General features: G+C 67.7%; 8 protein-coding genes. 4 read left to right on the top strand and 4 right to left on the bottom strand.

Annotated elements, in window-relative coordinates; genetic code table 11:
* The first annotated feature begins 252 nt into the window (after positions 1-252).
* Positions 253-13,200: a non-ribosomal peptide synthetase gene (locus tag BMY03_RS06560; protein WP_094010584.1), complete on the top strand. Its 12,948-nt coding sequence runs from the start codon at positions 253-255 to the stop codon at positions 13,198-13,200.
* Positions 13,201-13,255: 55 nt separating this feature from the next.
* On the opposite strand, the gene dsbG is transcribed toward BMY03_RS06560, so the two are convergent.
* From dsbG to dsbD, 3 genes are read right to left on the bottom strand one after another with little or no spacing between them, the layout of a single operon-like run.
* Positions 13,256-14,014, bottom strand: coding sequence for a thiol:disulfide interchange protein DsbG (gene dsbG / locus BMY03_RS06555; RefSeq protein ID WP_094010583.1), 759 nt, complete (start codon positions 14,012-14,014; stop codon positions 13,256-13,258).
* A gap of 1 nt (position 14,015) precedes the next feature.
* The gene (locus BMY03_RS06550) at positions 14,016-14,846 is read right to left on the bottom strand and encodes a TlpA family protein disulfide reductase (RefSeq protein WP_094010582.1); all 831 of its coding nucleotides are present in this window, start codon (positions 14,844-14,846) and stop codon (positions 14,016-14,018) included.
* Complete coding sequence (dsbD, locus tag BMY03_RS06545) at positions 14,846-16,564, bottom strand: protein-disulfide reductase DsbD (RefSeq protein ID WP_038705720.1); 1,719 nt, start codon at positions 16,562-16,564, stop codon at positions 14,846-14,848. The genes BMY03_RS06550 and dsbD overlap by 1 nt, the downstream gene beginning before the upstream one ends.
* A gap of 199 nt (positions 16,565-16,763) precedes the next feature.
* On the opposite strand from dsbD, the gene BMY03_RS06540 reads away from it, so the two are divergent.
* The 3 genes from BMY03_RS06540 to BMY03_RS06530 all read left to right on the top strand — a co-directional run bounded on the left by BMY03_RS06540 (position 16,764) and on the right by BMY03_RS06530 (position 20,299).
* A complete protein-coding gene (locus tag BMY03_RS06540; protein WP_038705721.1) occupies positions 16,764-17,447 on the top strand; it encodes a response regulator in 684 nt (227 codons plus the stop codon).
* Entirely contained in the window at positions 17,444-18,766 is a 1,323-nt protein-coding gene (locus BMY03_RS06535; protein ID WP_094010581.1) for an ATP-binding protein, read from the top strand. The genes BMY03_RS06540 and BMY03_RS06535 overlap by 4 nt, the downstream gene beginning before the upstream one ends.
* 132 nt (positions 18,767-18,898) lie before the next feature.
* Positions 18,899-20,299 carry an aspartate aminotransferase family protein gene (locus BMY03_RS06530; RefSeq protein ID WP_094010580.1) on the top strand — a complete coding sequence of 467 codons (1,401 nt, stop codon included), beginning with the start codon at positions 18,899-18,901 and terminating at the stop codon, positions 20,297-20,299.
* Positions 20,300-20,394: 95 nt separating this feature from the next.
* Here BMY03_RS06530 and BMY03_RS06525 read toward each other — a convergent pair whose 3' ends face one another.
* Entirely contained in the window at positions 20,395-21,327 is a 933-nt protein-coding gene (locus BMY03_RS06525) for a siderophore-interacting protein (protein WP_094010579.1), read from the bottom strand.
* Positions 21,328-21,421 lie beyond the last annotated feature (94 nt).

Genomic DNA, 21,421 nt, shown 5'->3' with positions numbered 1-21,421 from the left:
GACAAGCTATTCGTAATGATAATGATTGTCAAATACGAAAGTTAATGAGTTTTCATACATTTCAGTTCTAAGCTTCGCTGTGTGAAACGCTTCAACTTTTGCCTCTGCGTTCGCCCTTTGCGGCCTTCCGATGGGCCTAATTTCTTTTCCCGCCCATCCGTTCCCCTGTGTACATCTCGGCTGCCCAACACTGCCCGCCAGTCGCGCGGACCAGTCAGGCGCGACTCACCCAGACACTGGCAGGAACATTCCATGACGGACGCCTTCGAACTCCCGCACTCGCTGGTCCAGGCCTTGGCGCAACGCGCCGCCCAGACCCCGGAGCGCATTGCCTTGCGCTTCCTGGCCGATGCGCCCGGCGAGCAGGCAGTGCTCAGCTATCGGGACCTCGACCAGCGCGCACGGACCATCGCGGCGGCGTTGCAGTCGCAGGCCGGGTTCGGCGAGCGTGCCGTACTGCTGTTTCCCAGTGGGCCGGACTACGTCGCGGCGTTCTTCGGCTGCCTGTATGCCGGGGTGATCGCCGTGCCGGCCTACCCGCCGGAGTCGTCGCGTCAGCACCATCAGGAACGCCTGCTGTCGATCATCGACGACGCCGAACCGCGCTTGCTGCTGACGGTAAAGGCGCTGGAAGACAGCTTGCAGGGTCTCGACGCCTTGGCTGGCGCCAAGGCTCCGGGCCTGCTGGCCGTGGACAGCCTGGATCCGCAGTTGGCCGCGCAATGGCACGAGCCGGTGCTGGAAGGCAGCGACATCGCTTTTCTGCAATACACCTCCGGCTCCACCGCGCTGCCCAAGGGCGTGCAGGTCAGTCATGGCAACCTTGTGGCCAACGAACAGCTGATTCGCCACGGTTTCGGCATCGATCTGAATCCGGACGACGTGATCGTCAGCTGGTTGCCGCTGTACCACGACATGGGCCTGATCGGTGGCCTGCTGCAGCCGATCTTCAGTGGCGTGCCCTGCGTGCTGATGTCGCCGGGCTATTTCCTCGCCCGGCCATTGCGCTGGCTGCAGGCGATCAGCGAGTACGGCGGCACCATCAGTGGCGGTCCGGATTTCGCCTACCGGCTGTGCAGCGAGCGGGTCAGCGAGGCCGCGCTCGCCGGCCTGGACCTGAGCCGCTGGCGCGTGGCCTATTCGGGGTCCGAGCCGATCCGCCAGGACAGTCTCGATACCTTCGCTGAAAAGTTTGCCGCCTGCGGCTTCACCGCCAGCAGCTTCTTCGCCAGCTATGGCCTGGCCGAGGCCACCCTGTTCGTCAGCGGCAGCCGCCGTGGCCAGGGTATCGGCGCGCTGGAGCTGGATGCCGAGGCCTTCGCCGCCAACCGCGCCGAGCCCGGCCAGGGCAGCGTGCTGATGAGCTGCGGCTACCCGCAGCCGGGCCATGCGGTGTGCATTGTCGACCCGCAGCGCCTGGAGGTGCTGGAGGACAACCGGGTCGGCGAGATCTGGGCCGGCGGCCCGAGCATCGCCCTAGGCTACTGGCGCAACCCCGAGGCCAGCGCCCGGACCTTTGTCGAGCGTGACGGCCAGACCTGGCTGCGCACCGGCGATCTCGGCTTCATGCGCGATGGCGAAGTGTTCGTCACCGGGCGCTTGAAGGACATGCTTATCGTCCGTGGCCAGAACATCTACCCGCAGGACCTGGAAAAGACCCTCGAGCGTGAAGTCGATGTGCTGCGCAAGGGCCGGGTGGCGGTGTTCGCCGTCGACGATCAGGGCGAGGAGGGCATCGGCGTGGCGGTGGAGATCAGCCGCAATGTGCAGAAGGCGCACACGCCCGAGGCGCTGATCAATACCCTGCGCCGGGTCACTGCCGATGCCTGTCGCCAGGCGCCGGCCGTGGTGTTGCTGCTCAACCCGGGCGCCTTGCCCAAGACCTCCAGCGGCAAGCTGCAGCGCTCGGCCTGCCGCCTGCGCATGAACGACGGCAGCCTGGATATCTATGCGCGTTTCCCGATGGCGCAGACGGAGCAGGGCAATGGCGTGGCCGGTGACGACCTGCAGGTACGGATCGCGGGAATCTGGCGTGAGCTGCTCAAGGTCGAGGCGGTGGCGGCGCACGATCACTTCCTGCTGCTGGGCGGCAACTCCATCGCGGCCACCCAGGTGACCGCGCGCCTGGGCGACGAACTGGGCATCCAGCTCAGCCTGCGCACCCTGTTCGAAGCACCGACCCTGGCCGAATACAGCGCCGCCGTGGCGGCCGTCCTCGCCGAAGGTGGCAGCGCCGCCGGCACCATCGAAACCCAGGCCCGCGACCAGGCCCTGCCGCAGTCACTGGCACAGAACCGCTTGTGGCTGTTGTGGCAGCTGGAGCCGCAGTCCGCCGCCTACAACATCCCCGCCGGGCTGCACCTGCGCGGCGAGCTGGATGTCGCGGCGCTGCAGGCCAGCTTCCAGGCCCTGGTGGCACGCCATGAATCCCTGCGCACGTTGTTCGACGAAGTCGATGGCCAGGCCGTGCAACGCATCCTGCCGAGCCAGGCGTTCACCCTGCGTCATCTGGACCTCGAAGGGCAGTCTCCCGCCGAGGTGGCCGCGCGCCGCGAGGATGAGGCGCAGCAGCCGTTCGATCTGCGCCAGGGCCCGCTCCTGCGGGTGACCCTGGCGCGCCTGGACGACGAAGAGCACCAGCTGTGGGTGACCCTGCACCACATCGTCGCCGACGGCTGGTCGCTGAACATCCTGCTGGATGAGTTCGCTCGCCTGTACGCCGCACAGGGCCAGGCCGTGCAACTGCCCGAACTGACGCTGGGCTACGCCGACTACGGCCAGTGGCAGCGCCAGTGGCTGGCCGAGGGCGAAAGCGCCCGCCAGCTCGACTACTGGAAGAACAAGCTGGGTGACGAACTGCCGGTGCTCGACCTGTGCACCGACCAGCCCCGCGCCAGCCAGCAGCACAGCCGCGCCGCGCGCCACAGCCTCAAGGTACCTGCGGCACTGACCAGCGCCCTCAAGGACCTGGCCCGCGAGCAGCAGGCCAGCCTTTTCATGGTCCTGCTAGCCGGCTGGCAGGCTGTGCTGCACCGCTACAGCGGCCAGGGCGACATCCGCGTCGGCGTGCCCAACGCCAACCGTCCGCGCCTGGAAACCCAGGGCATGGTCGGCTTCTTCATCAACACCCAGGTGCTCCGCGCCGAACTCGACGGCCGCTTGCCGTTCGCCGGGCTGCTGGCCCAGGCGCGCCAAGCCACCCTGGAGGCCCAGGCCCATCAGGACCTGCCCTTCGAGCAACTGCTCGAGGCGCTGCCGCAGGCCCGTGAACAAGGCCTGTTCCAGGTCATGTTCAACCACCAGCAACGCGACCTGTCGGCCTTGCGTCGCCTGCCCGGCCTGCTCGCCGAAGAGCTGCCGTGGCACAGCCGCGAAGCCAAGTTCGACCTGCAGTTGCACAGCGAGGAAGACCACCAGGGCCGCCTGACGCTGGCCTTCGACTACGCCGCCGGGTTGTTCGAGGCGGCCACCGTCAAGCGCCTGGCCAGCCATCTGCTGGCCTTGCTCGAACAGGTCTGCGCCGAGCAGCAGCTGGCCATTGGCGAGGTGCGCCTGCTCGACGAACACAGCCAGACGCAACTGCTCGAGTGGGGCCAGGCGCCCATGGTGAGCGCGCCGCGCCTGCTGGTCGAGCAACTCAACGAACAGGCGCGCCTGAGCCCCGAGCGCACCGCGCTGGTGTGGGAGGGCGGTCAACTGGGCTATGCCGAACTGCACCAGCAGGCCAACCGCCTGGCGCACTACCTGCGCGACAAGGGCGTCGGTCCGGACACTTGCGTGGCGATTGCCCTGGAGCGTTCGCCGCAGCTGCTGGTCGGCCTGCTGGCCATTCTCAAGGCCGGTGGCGCCTACGTGCCGCTGGACACCGACTACCCGGCCGAGCGCCTGGCCTACATGCTCGGTGATTGCCAGGCCGGCCTGCTGCTCAGCCACAGCAGCCTGCTCGACAAACTGCCGCAGGTCGAAGGCGTGAGCGCCATCGCCCTCGACCAGTTGCACCTGGACAGCTGGCCAAGCCAGGCCCCCGGCCTGCACCTGCACGGCGACAACCTCGCCTATGTGATCTACACCTCCGGCTCCACCGGCCAGCCCAAGGGCGTGGGCAACACCCATGCGGCGCTGGCCGAGCGCCTGCAGTGGATGCAGGCCAGCTATGCGCTGGTTGACAGCGACGTGCTGATGCAGAAGGCGCCGATCAGCTTCGACGTGTCGGTGTGGGAGTGCTTCTGGCCGCTGGTCACCGGTTGCAAGCTGGTCCTGGCTGGCCCCGGCGAACATCGCGATCCGCAGCGCATCGCCCAACTGATCCAGCAACACGCGGTGACCACGCTGCACTTCGTCCCGCCGTTGCTGCAGGTGTTCGTCCAGGAGCCGTTGGCCGCCGGCTGCACCAGCCTGCGCCGGTTGTTCTCCGGTGGCGAGGCGTTGTCCGCCGCGTTGCGTGACCGCGTGCTGCAACTGCTGCCACAGGTGCAACTGCACAACCGCTATGGTCCGACTGAAACCGCGATCAACGTCACCCACTGGCACTGCCAGGCGCATGACGGCGAGCGCTCGCCTATCGGCCGCCCGCTGGGCAACGTGCTGTGCCGGGTGCTGGACGATGAGTTCGAGTTGACCGCGCCGGGCGTGCCCGGCGAGCTGTGCCTGGGTGGCGCGGGCCTGGCCCGCGGCTACCTCGGCCGCCCTGGGCTGACCGCCGAGCGCTTCGTGCCGCAGCCCGATGGCGACGGCGCACGGCTGTACCGCAGCGGCGACCGCGCCCGCTGGCATGTGCAGAGCCAGGCCCTGGAGTACCTGGGGCGCCTCGACCAGCAGGTGAAGGTGCGCGGCTTCCGCGTCGAGCCGGAGGAGGTGCAGGCTGTGCTGCTGGCCGAGCTGGGTGTCGCCCAGGCACTGGTACTGATCCACAAGGATGCCGTCGGTGCCCAGCTGGTGGGCTATTACAGCGGTGTCGAGCAGACCGAGGCGCTGCTGGCCGCATTGGCCGAGCGCCTGCCGGCCTACATGGTGCCGGCACAACTCATCCATCTTGCGCAGATGCCCCTGGGGCCGAACGGCAAGGTCGATCGCAAGGCGCTGCCGGCACCGGTCTGGCAGCAACATGAACATGTCGAGCCGCAAAGTGCATTGCAACAACAGGTCGCGGCGATCTGGCGCGAGGTCTTGGGCCGGCCGCAGGTCGGCTTGCAGGATGACTTCTTCGCCCTCGGCGGCCACTCGCTGCTGGCCACCCAGATCGTCTCGCGCACTCGCCAGGCGCTGAATGTCGAGTTGCCGCTCAAGGCCTTGTTCGAGGCCAGCGAGCTGGGCGCGTTCTGCGCCGAAATTTCCCGTCTGCAGGGTTGCGGCGCACACAACCTGCAAGGTGCCATCGCCCGTGTCGACCGCCGCCAGGCGGTGCCGCTGTCGTACTCGCAGCAGCGCATGTGGTTCCTCTGGCAGATGGATCCGCATAGCCCCGCCTACAACGTCGGCGGCATGGCTCGCTTCCAGGGCCTGCTGCATGTGGATGCCTTCGAGCGCGCCCTGCAGGCGTTGATCGTGCGTCACGAAACCCTGCGCACCACTTTCCCCAGCATCGACGGCAAGCCTTACCAGTGCGTGGCCGATCACAGCCACGTGCAACTGCACTGGCATGACTTCAGCGCCCTGGCCGGCGAGGCCCGCCAGCAACGCCTGCAGCAACTGGCCGACGACCAGGCGCACCAGCCGTTCGACCTGGAGCGCGGTCCGCTGTTGCGCTCCTGCCTGGTCAAGGCCGGCGAGCGCGAGCACTACTTCGTCCTGACCCTGCACCATATCGTCACCGAAGGCTGGGCCATGGACATCTTCGCCCGCGAACTGGGCGAGCTGTACGAGGCCTTCGTCGACGAGCGCGAGTCGCCGCTGGCGCCGCTGCCGGTGCAGTACCTCGACTACAGCGTATGGCAGCGCCAGTGGCTGGAAAGCGGCGAGGGCGATCGCCAGCTGGCCTACTGGAAGGACCGCCTGGGCGATGAGCATCCGGTGCTGGCGCTGCCCGCCGATCGTCCACGCCCGGCAGTGCAGAGCCACCGCGGCGAGCTGTACCGCTTCGACCTGGATCCGGCGCTGGTCAAGCGCGTGCACGCCTTCAACAGCCAGCGCGGCCTGACCCTGTTCATGACCATGACCGCTACCCTGGCCGCGTTGCTGCACCGCTACAGCGGCCAGCGCGACCTGCGCATCGGCGCGCCGGTGGCCAACCGTATTCGCCCGGAAAGCGAGGGGTTGATCGGCGCCTTCCTCAACACCCAGGTGCTGCGTTGCGAACTGGACGGGCAGATGAGCGCCGGCGCGTTGCTCGACCAAGTGCGCCAGACCATCATCGATGGCCAGTCGCATCAGGACCTGCCATTCGAGCAACTGGTCGAGGCCTTGCAGCCGCCGCGCTCGAGCGCTTACAACCCGCTGTTCCAGGTGATGTGCAACGTGCAGCGCTGGGCCTTCCAGCAGAGCCGTGAACTGGTGGGCATGCAGGTGGATTACCTGGTCAACGACGCCAGCGCCACCAAATTCGACCTGTACCTTGAGGTCACCGACCTCGATGGCCGCCTGGGCTGCTGCTTCACCTACAGCCGCGACCTGTTCGATGAGCCGCGCATCGCGCGCATGGCCGAGCACTGGCAGCAGTTGCTGGTGGCGCTGATCGACGATCCGCAGCAGCGCCTGTGCGAACTGCCGATGCTGGCTGAAGCCGAGCAGCAGGTGCTGATCGGCCAGCTGCAGGGCGAGCAGGACTTCGCACTGGACCAGACGCTGCACGGGCTGTTCGCCGCCCAGGCTGAGCGGACCCCGCAGGCCCTGGCCCTGACCTTCGCCGGCCAGCACCTGAGCTACGCCGAGCTCGACCAGCAGGCCAACCGCCTGGCCCGCGCCCTGCGCGAGCGCGGCGTCGGCCCGCAGGTGCGGGTAGGCCTGGCGCTGGAGCGATCGCTGGAGATGGTGGTCGGCCTGCTGGCCATCCTCAAGGCCGGTGGCGCCTACGTGCCGCTGGACCCGGAATACCCGCTCGACCGCCTGCGCTACATGATCGAGGACAGCCGCTTGGGCCTGCTGATCGGCCAGCGGGCGTTGCTCGACACCCTGGGCGAACTGCCGCCAGGCGTTGCCCGCTGGAGCCTGGAGGACGATGCCGCGAGCCTTTCCGCCTACAGCGACGCCGCCCTGGACAACCTCAACCTGCCGCAGCACCAGGCCTACCTGATCTACACCTCCGGTTCCACTGGCAAGCCCAAGGGCGTGGTGGTCAGCCACGGTGAAATTGCCATGCACTGCAAGGCGGTGATCGCCGAGTTCGGCATGCGCAGCGACGACTGCGAGCTGCACTTCTATTCGATCAACTTCGACGCCGCCAGCGAGCGCCTGCTGGTGCCGCTGCTGTGCGGTGCCCGCGTGGTGTTGCGTGCCCAGGGCCAGTGGGGCGCCGAGGAAATCTGCCAGCTGGTGCGCGAGCAGCAAGTCAGTGTGCTCGGTTTCACCCCGAGCTACGGCAGCCAGTTGGCCCAGTACCTGGCCGGGCAGGGCGAGCAATTACCGGTGCGCCTGGTGATCACCGGTGGCGAGGCCTTGACCGGCGAGCACCTGCAACGCATCCGCCAGGCCTTTGCGCCGCAACAGTTCTTCAACGCCTACGGCCCGACCGAAACGGTGGTGATGCCGCTGGCCTGCCTGGCACCGGAGCAGATACCGGTCGACGCCGGCAGTGTGCCGATCGGCCGGGTTATCGGTGCCCGCACCGCCTATATCCTTGACGAGGACCTGGCGCTGCTGCCGCAAGGCGGCATCGGAGAACTGTACGTCGGCGGTGCCGGCCTGGCCCAGGGCTACCACGACCGTCCGGGCCTGAGTGCCGAGCGTTTCGTCGCCGACCCGTTCAGCCATGCCGGCGGTCGCCTGTACCGTACCGGCGATCTGGTGCGCCTGCGCGCCGATGGCCTGGTGGAGTATGTCGGGCGGGCCGACCAGCAGGTGAAGATCCGTGGCTTCCGTATCGAGCTGGGCGAGATCGAGAGCCGCCTGCAGGAGCACGCCGACGTCGAGGAGGCAGTGGTCCTGGCCCTCGACCTGCCGGGCGGCAGGCAACTGGTGGGTTACCTGGTGTGCCCACAGGCGAGCGCCGACGGCGAGGCCCAGGCCCTGCTGCGCGAGGCGGTAAAGGCCGATGCCCGCCGGCACCTGCCCGACTACATGGTGCCGGCGCACCTGGTGCTGCTCGACAGCCTGCCGCTGATGGGCAACGGCAAGCTCGACCGCCGAGCGTTGCCGGCCCCGGACCTGGAGCAGGCGCGTCAGCACTACCAGGCCCCGGCCAACGAGCTGGAAAGCCAGCTGGCGCAGATCTGGCGCGAGGTGCTCAACTTGCCGCGCATCGGCGTGCAAAACAACTTCTTCGAACTGGGCGGCGACTCGATCCTGTCGATCCAGGTGGTCAGCCGTGCCCGCCAGCTGGGGTTGCAGTTCACCCCACGTGACCTGTTCCAGCACCAGACCATCCAGACCCTGGCGGCAGTGGTGACCCGCAGCGAGGCGCCGAGCGCTATCGAGCAGGGCGCACGTCAGGGCAGCGCCGGCCTGACGCCGATCCAGCACTGGTTCTTCGACAGCGAAGTGCCGCAACCGCAGCACTGGAACCAGGCGGTGCTGCTCTGTGTGCGCCAGCCATTGCAGGCCGAGGCGCTGGAGCGGGCTTTGGCCGCGCTGGTGCAACACCACGACAGCCTGCGCCTGCGCTTTGGCCAGGCCAACGGCCGCTGGCAGGCCGAGTACGCCCAGCCGAGCACACAGCCGTTGCTGTGGACCGCGACGGTGAGCGATTTCGACGACTGCCAGGCACTGTATACCGATGTGCAGCGCAGCTTGGACCTGGCCGAGGGGCCGCTGCTGCGCGCCTTGTTGGTCAGTGATGACCAGGGCGTCCAGCGCCTGCTGCTGGCGATCCACCACCTGGTGGTCGATGGCGTGTCCTGGCGCGTCTTGCTGGAAGACCTGCAGGCGCTGTACCGCGGTGAAACCCTGGCCGCCAAGACCCATGCCATGGGCGACTGGGCGGCGCGCCTGGCCAGCTATGCCGGCAGCGATTCGCTGCGCGACGAGCTGGGCTGGTGGGAAGCGCAACTGGGCAGCGCCCGTCGCGAACTGCCCTGCGACCACCCTCAAGGCGGCAACCTGCACCGCCATGCCCGCAGCCTTGCCATCGACCTGAACGTGGAACAGACCCGCCAACTGCTGCAACAGGCGCCGGCGGCCTACCACACCCAGGTCAACGATCTGCTGCTGACTGCCCTGGCGCGCACACTGTGCCACTGGAGCGGCGACGAGCAGGTGCTGGTGCAGTTGGAAGGCCATGGTCGCGATGGTCTGTTCGAGGACATGGACCTGACCCGCAGCGTCGGCTGGTTCACCAACGCCTACCCACTGAGCCTGAGCCCCGTAATGGCTGATGGCGAAGTTGGTCGCGCCACGTCGATCAAGCGCATCAAGGAACAACTGCGCCACGTGCCGCACAAAGGCCAGGGCTACGGTGTGCTGCGCTACCTGGCCGACGAGCTAGGGCGTGAGCGCATGGCCGCCTTGCCCCAGGCCCGGATCACCTTCAACTACCTCGGTCAGTTCGACCAACAGTTCGACCAGGCGGCACTGTTCCAGCCGCTGGACGCCCCGGTGGGCCTGGCCCATGACCTGGATGCGCCGCTGCCGAACTGGCTGAGCGTCGATGGCCAGGTCTACGGCGGCGCACTGCAACTGCGCTGGAGCTACAGTGCCGAGCGCTATGACGAGGCGACCATCGCCCGTCTGGCCGAGGCCTATCGCCAGGAGCTGCTGGCGTTGGTCGCCCATTGCCTGGCGGACGGCAACGGCAGCTTCACCCCCTCGGACTTCCCCCTGGCGCAACTGACCCAGGAGCAGATCGACACGCTGCCGATCCCGGCCGCCGAGATCGAGGACGTCTACCCGCTGACGCCGATGCAGGAAGGCCTGCTGCTGCACACCCTGCTCGAGCCGGGCACCGGCATCTACTACATGCAGGACCGCTACCGCATCAACAGCGCCCTCGACCCCGAGCGCTTCGCCCAGGCCTGGCAGGCGGTGGTGGCGCGCCACGAGGCGTTGCGTGCCTCGTTTAGCTGGAACGCCGGCGAAGCGATGCTGCAGATCATCCACAAACCCGGCAAGACCGCGGTGGACTACCAGGACTGGCGCGGCCTTGACGAGCACGCCCAGGAAGCGCGCCTGCAAGCGCTGCACAAGGAGGAGCGCGAGGCCGGCTTCGAGCTGCTGCGCGAAGCACCGTTCCACCTGCGCCTGGTGCGCGTGGACGATGCGCGTTACTGGTTCATGATGAGCAACCACCACATCCTCATCGATGCCTGGTGCCGCTCGCTGCTGATGAACGACTTCTTCGAGATCTACCAGGCCCTGGGCGAAGGGCGCCAGGCCCAGTTGCCGGTACCGCCGCGCTACCGCGACTATATCGGCTGGCTGCAGCGCCAGGATCTCGACCAGGCGCGCCAGTGGTGGCAGGCCAACCTGGCCGGCTTCGAGCGCGCCACGGCGATTCCCAGCGACCGTCCGCTGCGCCATGACCACGCCGGTGACGGCATGGTCGTGGGTGACTGCTACACCCGCCTGCAAGTGAGCGAGGGCGCCCGCCTGCGTGAACTGGCCCAGGCCCACCAACTGACGGTCAACACCTTCGCCCAGGCGGCCTGGGCCTTGACCCTGGCGCGCTACAGCGGCGATCGCGACGTGGTGTTCGGCGTCACCGTGGCCGGGCGCCCGGTGAGCCTGCCGCAGATGCAGCGCACGGTCGGCTTGTTCATCAACAGCATCGCCCTGCGCGTGCAGTTGCCGCAGCCGGGCGAGCGCAGCAGCGTGCGTCAGTGGCTGCAGGGCTTGCTCGATCGCAACATGCAGTTGCGTGAATACGAGTACCTGCCGCTGGTGGCGATCCAGGAATGCAGCGAACTGCCCAAGGGCCAGCCGCTGTTCGACAGCCTGTTCGTGTTCGAGAACGCCCCGGTGGAAACTGCGGTGCTCGACCACGCCCAGCATCTGGACGCCAGCTCCGACTCGGGCCGGACCCACACCAACTTCCCGCTGACCGCGGTGTGCTACCCGGGCGATGACCTGGGCCTGCACCTGTCGTTCGACCAGCGCTACTTCGACTACCCGACCGTCGAGCGCCTGCTCGCCGAATTCAAGCGCCTGCTGCTGGCGCTGGTCGAGGGCTTCGAGGGCGAGGTCGGCGAGCTGCCGCTGCTGGGGGCCGACGAACAACGTTTCCTGCTCGAGGACTGCAACCGTACCGAGCATGACTATGCGCTGGAGCAGAGCTACGTCGAGCTGTTCGAGGCACGGGTGGCCGCGCATCCGCAGCGCACCGTCGCCCGTTGCGAGACGGCCGCTTACGACTATGCGGGCCTGAACGTGGCGGCCAACCGGCTGGGTCATGCCTTGGTTGCGGCTGGCGTGGCCATCGACCAACCGGTGGCGCTGCTGGCCGAGCGCGGCCTGGCGCTGCTGGGCATGATCGTCGGCAGCTTCAAGGCCGGCGCCGGCTACCTGCCGCTGGATCCGGGCCTGCCGGCGGCGCGCCTGCAACGCATCGTCGAGCTGAGCCGCACGCCGGTGCTGGTGTGCAGCGCGGCCTGCGCCGAGCAGGCGCGCCAGCTGCTCGATGAAGTGGCAGGCGCGGCGCGGCCGAAGCTGCTGGTCTGGGAAGACGTGCAGGCAAGCAACGTGGCCAGCCACAACCTTGGCATCCACAGCGCTCCGGACAACCTTGCCTACGTGATCTACACCTCCGGCTCCACCGGCCTGCCCAAGGGCGTGATGGTCGAGCAGCGCGGCATGCTCAACAATCAGCTGAGCAAGGTGCCGTACCTGGCCCTGGACGAGCAGGACGTAATTGCCCAGACCGCCTCGCAGAGCTTCGACATCTCGGTGTGGCAGTTCCTCGCCGCGCCGCTGTTCGGGGCCCGCGTGGAGATCGTGCCGAACGCCATCGCCCATGATCCGCAAGGCCTGCTGAGCCATGTGCAGGCCACCGGCATCACCGTGCTGGAGAGTGTGCCGTCGCTGATCCAGGGCATGCTGGCCAACGATCACCAGGCGCTCGATGGCCTGCGCTGGATGCTGCCGACCGGCGAGGCCATGCCGCCCGAGCTGGCCGCGCAGTGGCTGCAACGCTACCCGGCCATCGGCCTGGTCAACGCCTACGGCCCGGCGGAGTGCTCGGACGACGTGGCGTTCTTCCGCGTCGATGCCGCCTCGACCCAGGGCAGCTACCTGCCGATAGGCACGCCGACCGACAACAACCGCCTGTACCTGCTCGGCGAGGACCAGACCCTGGTGCCGCTGGGCGCAGTGGGCGAGCTGTGCGTCGCTGGTACCGGTGTGGGCCGTGGCTATGTCGGCGACCCGCTGCGCACGGCGCAGGCGTTCATCCCGCACCCGTACGGTGCGCCTGGTGAGCGCCTGTACCGCACCGGCGACCTGGCGCGGCGCCGTCCGGATGGCGTGCTGGAGTACGTCGGGCGTATCGACCATCAGGTGAAGATCCGTGGCTACCGCATCGAGCTGGGCGAGATCGAGGCGCGCCTGCACGAACAGCCGGAGCTGCGCGATGCCGCGGTGGGCGTGCAGGAAGGCGTCAACGGCAAGCATCTGGTTGGCTACCTGGTGGCGCACCAGGGCGTCAGTGCCGACGCCGCGCTGCTCGACCAGCTCAAGCAGCGCCTGCGCGCCGAGTTGCCGGAGTACATGGTGCCGCTGCACTGGGGCTGGTTCGACAGCCTGCCGCACAACGCCAACGGCAAGCTTGACCGCAAGGCGCTGCCGGCCATCGATATCGGTGGCCAGCACAGCCAGGCCTACCTGGCGCCGCGCAACGAGCTTGAAGAGACCCTCGCCGGGATCTGGGCCGATGTGCTCAAGGCCGAGCGGGTGGGTGTGCGCGACAACTTCTTCGAGCTGGGCGGGCATTCGCTGCTGGCAACGCAGATCGCATCGCGGGTGCAGAAGGCCCTGCAGTTGAACGTGCCGCTGCGGGCGATGTTCGAGTGCAGTACGGTGCAAGAGCTGGCGGACTATGTGCGCGGGCTGCAGGACAGCGCGCTGGATGACGCCAAGGTCGATAGGTTGAGCGACCTGATGGCGGAGCTGGAGGCGTTGTAACGGTCATCGCGGGGCAAGTCGCATCGACTCTGTGCCGCTTGCCCCGCGATGGTTTTCAGCGTTTGCCGAGGATCTTCCCGAGCATCTCCGGCCGCGGGGCGCCTTGTTGGCTCTGCAGCTGCCCCTGCTCGTCCTGATAGAAGATCGCCGGGGTTGCCGCCAGGCCCAGTTCCTCCATCAGCGCCAGGTTCGCCTCGAGCTTCTTCTGTACCGCCTCCGGCACCTTGTCCAGTGCCTTGAGCGTGCTGGCCTTGCCGGCCTTCTCGTGTTCCTGCAAGGCCTTGGCCGGGTCCTTGGCGGCGAGCAGCGCGGCGGACTTGCCCGGGCTGTCCTCGCGGATGATGCCGACCATGATGTGGCGCAGCTGCACCTTGCCTGACTCGACCCAAGGACGGGCCTGTTGCCAGAACATGTTGCAGTAGGGGCAGTTGGGGTCGCTAAACAGGTAGACGGTACGCGGCGCGTCGACCTTGCCGTCCTGGATCCAGGCGGTCTTTTCCATCTTCGCCCACACGGCCTTGCTCATCGGTGCGTACACCAGTTTTTCCAGTGGCTCGGCGCTGAGGTCCTTGCCTTGCTCGTCGAACAGGCTGCCGACCAGCACGTGCTTGCCGTCGGGGGTGAGGTACAGGGCGATGCCGTTGTTGTGGTACTCGGCGGCATAGCCGCGCAGCCCATTGGGGGCGTCGAAGCTGCCCTTGATCACGGCGCCCTTGGCTTGCAGTTGCTGGATCGCCTTGGGCAGTTCCTCTGCTTGCAGCGAGGGGGCGGCGAGCAGGGCGAGGGTCAGGGGCAGCAGCGCATTCAATCGCATGTCAGTTTCCTTGTGGGGCGGGCGCGTTGGCGCGTTCGAAGGGTTCCAGGGCGTGGCGCAAGCTGGCGCGCGACAGTTCGCCCAGGTGGCTGCCGACCAGCCGCCCTTCGGCGTTGTAGAACAGGGTGGTGGGCAGGGCCATGGAGCCGACCTTGCGGGCCAGCTCGCCGGTGCCGTCGAACAGCACGTTGGAGAGGGTCAGGCCGGTGGTGGCCATGAAGGTGCTAACGTTCTCGGGGGTCTCCCCCTGGTTGACGAACAGGAAGGTCACGTGGGGATAGTCGTCCTCGGCCTGTTGCAGCACCGGCATCTCGCGGCGGCAGGGTGGGCACCAGGTGGCCCAGATGTTGATCACCAGCGGGCGGCCGCGGTAGTCGTGCAGGGCCACCGCCTGGCCGCGGCTGTCGCGCAGGCTCATGTCGGGCAGCTCGGTGCCTTTGCTGTAGAGGTGGCTGGCCAGGCTGGCCAACCCCCAGAACAGGGCGCCGCTGAACAGCGCCCAGCCCAGCGGGCGGCGCAGGCCCGGGCGGCGCCAGCCTTGCCACAAGGTGCCGAGGACGATGCCCAGCAGCCCGCCCCAGAGCAGGAAGCCGCCGTCGCGGATATCGATGATCTGCAGCGGGTCGTCACGGTACATCGGCCAGTAGGCGAGGACAAAACCCAGGCGGGCGAACAGCAAGCCCAGCAGGAACAGGTTGAACAGCGCCGACTCGGGGTTTTCGCCGCCGCGCCTTGCGACCCGCCAGCCGACCAGGCTGGCGATGCCCAGTGCGGCAAGCAGCAGCAGGTGGTTGAGGGCCATGGTCAGCGGCCCGAGGGTGATGGTGAGCATCAGCCTTGGCTCCTGGTCTGGGCCCAGTGCTGGAGGAACCCGGCGGCGTCGATTTCACCGGTGATGCGGCGGGCGCGACGTTCCTCGCCCTCCGGGCCGACCCAGATCAGGCTGGGCGGGCCCGGGACCTGGTAGCGTTGCAGCAGCTCGCGGCTGGCTGGGGAGTCGGCGGTCACATCCAGGCGCAGCAGGTGCACATCGTCAAGGCTGGCCTGGACATCGGCACGGGCGAACACCTGCTTCTCCATGACTTTGCATGACACGCACCAGTCGGCGTAATAGTCCACCAGCACCCATTGGCCACGGGCTTTGGCGGCATCGAGTTCACGTTGCAGCTCGGCCGGTGCGCTGACGGTGACAAAGGCGTCGTGGCCGCTGGCGGGGGCCGTGGCCGTGCTCTTGCCGGCAAAAGGCTGCAAAGGCTGCCACACATCGTTGCCACCGGCTGCGGCGCCCACCAGCAGCAGGCCACCCCACAGCGCGCCCAGCAGGGGGATCGCACGCAAGGCGGGCAAACGCTGCAGGGCAGGCCAGGCGGCCCAGCCCAGGGCGATCAACCAGGCGCCAGCCAGGGCCAGTACCAGCGTTTCCGGCAGCAGGCCGCGCACGGTGTACAGGGCCATGGCCAGGAACACGAAGCCGAACAAGCCCTTGACCAGGTTCATCCAGGCGCCCGGGCGTGGCAGGTAGCGATTGCCCAGGGTGACCAGCAGCAACAGCGGGACACCCATGCCCAGGCCGAGGGCGAACAGCACCAGTGCCCCTTGCAGCACGTCGCCGCTCTGGGCAATGAACAGCAGCGCGCCGGCTAGTGGCGCGGTCATGCAGGGGCCCAGCAGCAAGCCCGACAGGGCGCCCAGTAACGCCGCGCCGTACAGGTTGCCGCCACGGGTGCCTTGGCCGGCGCGGTCCAGGCGGTCACGCAGGGCGGCGGGCAGTTGCAGTTCGAAGGCACCGAACATCGGCAGGGCGAGCAGCACGAACAGCCCGGCCAGGCTACCCAGCAGCCAGGGTTGTTGCAGCCAGGCCTGCAGGCTGGCGCCCAGCAGCGCGGCAATCACGCCGAGTGCGGCGTACACCAGGGCCATGCTCAACACATAGACGCCGGCCAGCCACCAGCCACGGCGAGCGCTGGCGCCATTGCCCAGGACCAGCCCGGCGAGGATCGGCAGCATCGGCAGCGAGCAGGGGGTGAAGGCCAGCAGCAGGCCCAGGCCGAAGAAGGCCAGCAGGCTCCAGGCCAGGCTGTCGTGTTGCAGGGTGCCGGCCAGGGCTTGGTCGCTGGCCTGGTCGGCAGCCGGCGTTGCCGCAGCCGCCCCGCCAAGGGCGATCGGGGTGGTCTGTGGCGGATAGCATAGCCCTGCGTCCGCGCAGCCTTGCCAGCCCAGGCGCAGTTCACCGCTGGCGTTGGCCGGCAGCAGCAGCTCGAGTTCGGTGCGGTAGACCGCGCTGTCGCCGAAGAACTCGTCGTGGTGGTTCTCGGCCTGGGGCAGGGGCGGGTGCTGCTCGGGGGGCAGGCCGTCGAACTTCAGGCGTTTCTGGTAAAGGTAGTAGCCGTCCTTGATCTGGAAATGCAGGCGCATCTGGCCGTTTTCCAGGCGGTCGTGGGTCAGCACGAAGGCTTCGTTCACCGGCAGGAAGTCCGGTTTGACCGCGAACGGGTTGGCCTGTAGAGGGCCGGCGAGCAGGAATGTCAGGAAAAGCAGGAGAACACGCATGTCGACGCCTTGGCAGAACTTTGAAGGAGGCCATGCTGGCCTTGGGGTATTAACTGAAGGTTAAGCTGGTCCTAGGACCATTGGTGGGAGAGTTACAGCGCTCGATGCTATCAGCCCGACGAACGTCGCCAAACCGGTTCATAATCCCCCCTTAATGATGAACCTGTGCAATGCCATCTTCCCCACCCAGGAGCTCCCCATGCACGTTCTGCTCTGCGAGGACGACGACCTGATTGCCAGCGGCATCTGCGCCGGCCTCTCGGCCCAAGGCCTGACCGTGGACCGGGTGGCCAGCGCCTCGCAGGCCCGGCAGATGCTGCAGACCGCCAAGTTCGACGTGATGATCCTCGACCTGGGCCTGCCCGACGAAGACGGCCTTAAGCTGCTGCGCCGCCTGCGCCAGCAGGGCGAGATCCTGCCGGTGCTGGTGCTCACCGCTCGTGACGCGGTCACCGACCGGGTCGATGGCCTGCAGGCCGGCGCCGACGATTACCTGCTCAAACCCTTCGACCTGCGCGAACTGGCCGCCCGCTTGCACACCCTGCTGCGCCGGGTGGCCGGGCGGGCGGTGAACGTGATTGAGCATGGTCCGCTGCGCTACGACCCCAGCAGTTGCGAGGCGAGCCTGGCTGGGCGGCCACTGGACCTGTCGCGGCGCGAACAGGCGCTGCTCCAGGCGTTGCTGCAGAACCCGGGGCGCGTGCTCTCCAGCGAGCAGCTCAAGGACTGCGTCTATGGTTTCGGCGACGAAGTCGAGAGCAATGCGCTGAACGTGCATATCCACCACCTGCGGCGCAAGCTGGGCAACAGCATCGTCGAGACCGTGCGCGGCCTGGGTTACCGCCTGGGCCCGGCCCAGGCGCCGGAGGAGGCCGCAACATGAGCCTGCGGGTACGCCTGTCGCTGATCCTTGGCAGCGTGTTCATCGTCATCTGGGTGCTGGCGGCAGCGTGGATGCTGCGTGACCTGCGCCAACAGATGATGTTCTCCCTCGACCAGCGGCTGGTGGCCTCGGCACGCATGGTCGCGGGGCTGATCGACCAGTTGCCGCAGCCGCTGACCGCCAAGGGCCAGGATGCGCATTTCTCCGCCGACCAGTTCAGCGTGCCGGATGGCATGGCTTGCCAGGTCAGCTCGTTGCGCGGCGAAATCCTCGCCAGCAATCACAAGCACGATGGCGCCATGGACGACGAGCGCAGCGGGTTCCGTGACCAGACCATCGATGGCGCCTCATGGCGTACCTTCACCTATAACCATGGCGATGTGCGCATCACCACCGCCGACCGTCACCAGGAGCGCGAGGCGCTGAACCAGTCGATCCTGCTGGCGGCCTCGGCACCGGTGCTGATGGCTCTGCTGGGTAGCCTGGGGTTGTTGTGGATCGGCCTTGGCAAAGGCCTGGAACCGCTCAATCGGATGCGCGATGCCTTGCGCAGGCGCCGCGCAGACAGTGTCGAACCCCTGCAGGTGGCCGGCTTGCCCAGCGAGCTGCAACCGTTGCTCGACACCCAGAACCAGCTGTTCCTGCGCATCGCCCAGACCCTCGAGCGTGAACGCCGCCTGACCGACGACGCCGCCCACGAACTGCGCAGCCCGTTGACCGCGATCAAGACCCACCTGCAGGTGGCGCGCATGACTGACGGCGCGGTGCGCGAACAGGCCCTGGAACACGCCGAGCAGGGTACCGACCGCATGCACCGCACGCTGGAGCAATTGCTGATGCTGGCGCGGGTCGAGGGCAGCCTGTCGTTCGATGACGGCGTGCAGTGCAGTGCCGCCCAGGTTGCCCAACAGGCCATCGAGGATGCCGGTGGCGGCGACAACCGGCGCATTCACCTGCATCTGCCCGAGGAGGCGGCCAAGGTCTACCTGAGCATGCCGGCGCCGCTGGCGGTGGCGGCACTGCGCAACCTGTTGGACAACGCCTTGCGCCATGGCGGCGATGCCGCCGTGGAGCTGGATGTGCAGGCGCAGGACGGCCAGGTGGACTTCCTCGTCCGCGACCATGGCCCGGGCATCGCGCAGGGCGATCTCGAACACTTGACCGAGCGTTTCTGGCGCAACGGCCAGAGCGGCGGCTGCGGCCTGGGGCTGGCGATCGTCCAGGCCATCGTCCAGCGCTGTGCCGGCAGCCTGCGTTTCGACAGCCAGGCCGATGGCTTGCGGGTGCGCCTGCAGGTGCCGGCACGCTCAGGGGGTTGATCCGCAACAAATCCGACGGCAACCGCTAAATCCGCACCTCGCTGAAGCGTTTTTCAAGCGATAAGAACCCGACACACATCCGGTTACAGGGCGCGTGGCGGGCACATTCGCTTGCTTGCGAGGGATTTTCCGATGTCGACCGCTTCCAGCCTTGCCCAGGTGCTGCCGGCCACCGCGCCGCGCCCGCTGTATGAATTCGAGGACTCACCGCTGCTGCTGCGCCAGCAACAGCAGGAGTCCAACGCCCGTAGCTATCCGCGGCGCATTCCGCTGGCGCTCAAGCGCGCCCGTGGCCTGTACGTCGAGGACGTCGAGGGCCGCCAGTTCATCGACTGCCTGGCCGGTGCCGGCACGCTGGCCCTGGGCCACAACCATCCGGTGGTGATCGATGCCATCCAGCGCGTGCTGGCCGACGAGCTGCCACTGCATACCCTGGACCTGACCACGCCGGTCAAGGACCAGTTCGTCCAGGACCTGTTCGGCCTGTTGCCCGAGGGCCTGCGCGGTGAAGCCAAGATCCAGTTCTGCGGCCCGACCGGCACCGATGCGGTGGAGGCCGCGCTCAAGCTGGTGCGTACCGTGACCGGGCGCAGCACCGTGCTGGCATTCCAGGGCGCCTACCATGGCATGACCCAGGGCGCCCTGAGCCTGATGGGCAGCCTTGGGCCGAAAAAGCCCCTTGGCGCGCTGCTGAACAATGGCGTGCAGTTCCTGCCTTACCCCTATGACTACCGTTGCCCGTTCGGCCTGGGTGGCGAGGCGGGCGTGCGCGCCAACCTGCACTACCTGGAGAACCTGCTGAACGACCCCGAAGCCGGGGTGGCGCTGCCGGCTGCAGTGATCGTCGAGGTGGTGCAGGGCGAGGGCGGTGTGATCCCTGCCGATATCGAGTGGTTGCGCGGGCTGCGTCGGATCACCGAGCAGGCCGGGGTGGCGCTGATCGTCGACGAGATCCAGAGCGGCTTCGCCCGCACCGGCAAGATGTTCGCCTTCGAGCACGCCGGCATCGTGCCTGACGTGGTTACCCTGTCCAAGGCCATCGGCGGCAGCCTGCCACTGGCGGTGATGGTCTATCGCGACTGGCTTGACCAGTGGTCGCCGGGCGCCCATGCCGGCACTTTCCGTGGTAATCAGATGGCCATGGCGGCGGGCTCTGCGGTGATGAAGTACCTGGTAGAGCATCGCCTGTGCGAGCATGCCGAGGCCATGGGCCAACGCTTGCGTGGGCATCTGCAACGGTTGCAGCAGGACTATCCGCAGCTGGGCGACATTCGTGGCCGTGGCTTGATGCTGGGCGTGGAGCTGGTGGACCCGGCGGGCAAGCGCGACGCGCAGGGGCATCCGCCGGCATGCCGCAGCCTGGCGCCGAAGCTGCAGCGCGAGTGCCTGCGCCGCGGCCTGATCCTCGAGCTGGGCGGCCGCCATGGTGCTGTGGTGCGCTTCCTGCCGCCGTTGATCATCAGTGCCGAGCAGATCGATGAAGTGGCCGCCAGATTTGCCGAAGCCGTAGCGGCGGCGGTCAAGGCCGGTTGATATTCGGGGGCTGTGTTCGGCCCCTTGGTCTATTGCTGGTCAGGGCCCCATCGCCGGCAAGCCTGCGATGGGGCGCAAGGCGCCCCTGCTCATGCTCAGTCGAACACGCGCCCGGCGCGCCAGTAGCCCATCAGCGTCAGGCTTTCTCGCGGCAGTCCGCGCTCCTTGATCAGGTAGCGGCGGATATCCATGACAGTCCCCGACTCCCCGGCGATCCAGGCATGGAAGTCGCCGTGTTCGCCGCAGGCCTGTTCCCACAGGATGCTTTCGTCGATATCCACGTCTTCCAGCTCGACCGTCGACGCGCCACGCAGCGCCGGCAGGCTGGCCAGCTCGCGCACGGCGTGCTGCATGCCTTGGCCGTGCTCGCTGCGCAGCAGGTCGCGTGGCAGCCAGTGCAGGCGGGTGGCCGGGCTCTGGCGCAGGTCGAGACAGTCGGCTTCCAACGGGACTTCGATGAAGGCTTCGACTGCCAGCTCCGGCGCGGTCGTGACCAGCTGTTCGAGGATGCCGGCAATCGCCGGCAGGGCGGTTTCGTCGCCGATCAGCAGAATGCGCCGGGCGCTGCGTGGCGGTTTCCATTCATAGCCGCCGGGGTCGTCGGCATATGCCAGGTTGGGGGCGACCATCTGCAGGCGGTCGCCGACGCGGGCGTGGGTGGCCCAGGCCGATGCCGGGCCATTGACGCCGTGCAGGACAAAGTCCACATCCACCTCCAGCGCCTCGCGGCGCAGGGCGCGGATGGTGTAGGTGCGCATGGGCGGCATGTCTTGCGCCGGCAGTTCGCGCCGCGCCTGCTGCCATTGCGCGTGCTTGGGCAGGTTGGATGGCGCGCCGGCAGGGGTCGGAAACAGCAACTTCACACGCTGGTCGGGGGCCAGGGTGGTCATCAGCGCGACGTCCTCGCCGGTGAAGACGAAGCGCGTCAGTGAGGGGCTCAGGGGTTCGATGGCCTTGAGGTCGAGGTCGAAGAGCCGGTAGGGCGTTGCCTGGGCAGCAGGTGCCAGGCGGGCAAGCGGGGAGGTCATGGGCATGCCTCTGTCAGCGGGAGATACCCATCAGACGAGCGCAATGCGCGGTTAATTAGCCGGTGTGTACCGCGCCTAAATTTCCCTGGCCCAC

The organism is Pseudomonas soli, assembly GCF_900110655.1.
In the GTDB taxonomy this organism is placed as follows: domain Bacteria; phylum Pseudomonadota; class Gammaproteobacteria; order Pseudomonadales; family Pseudomonadaceae; genus Aquipseudomonas; species Aquipseudomonas soli.
The sequence above is the reverse complement of the archived record's forward strand: the minus strand, read 5'-3'. Positions and strand labels throughout refer to the sequence as shown.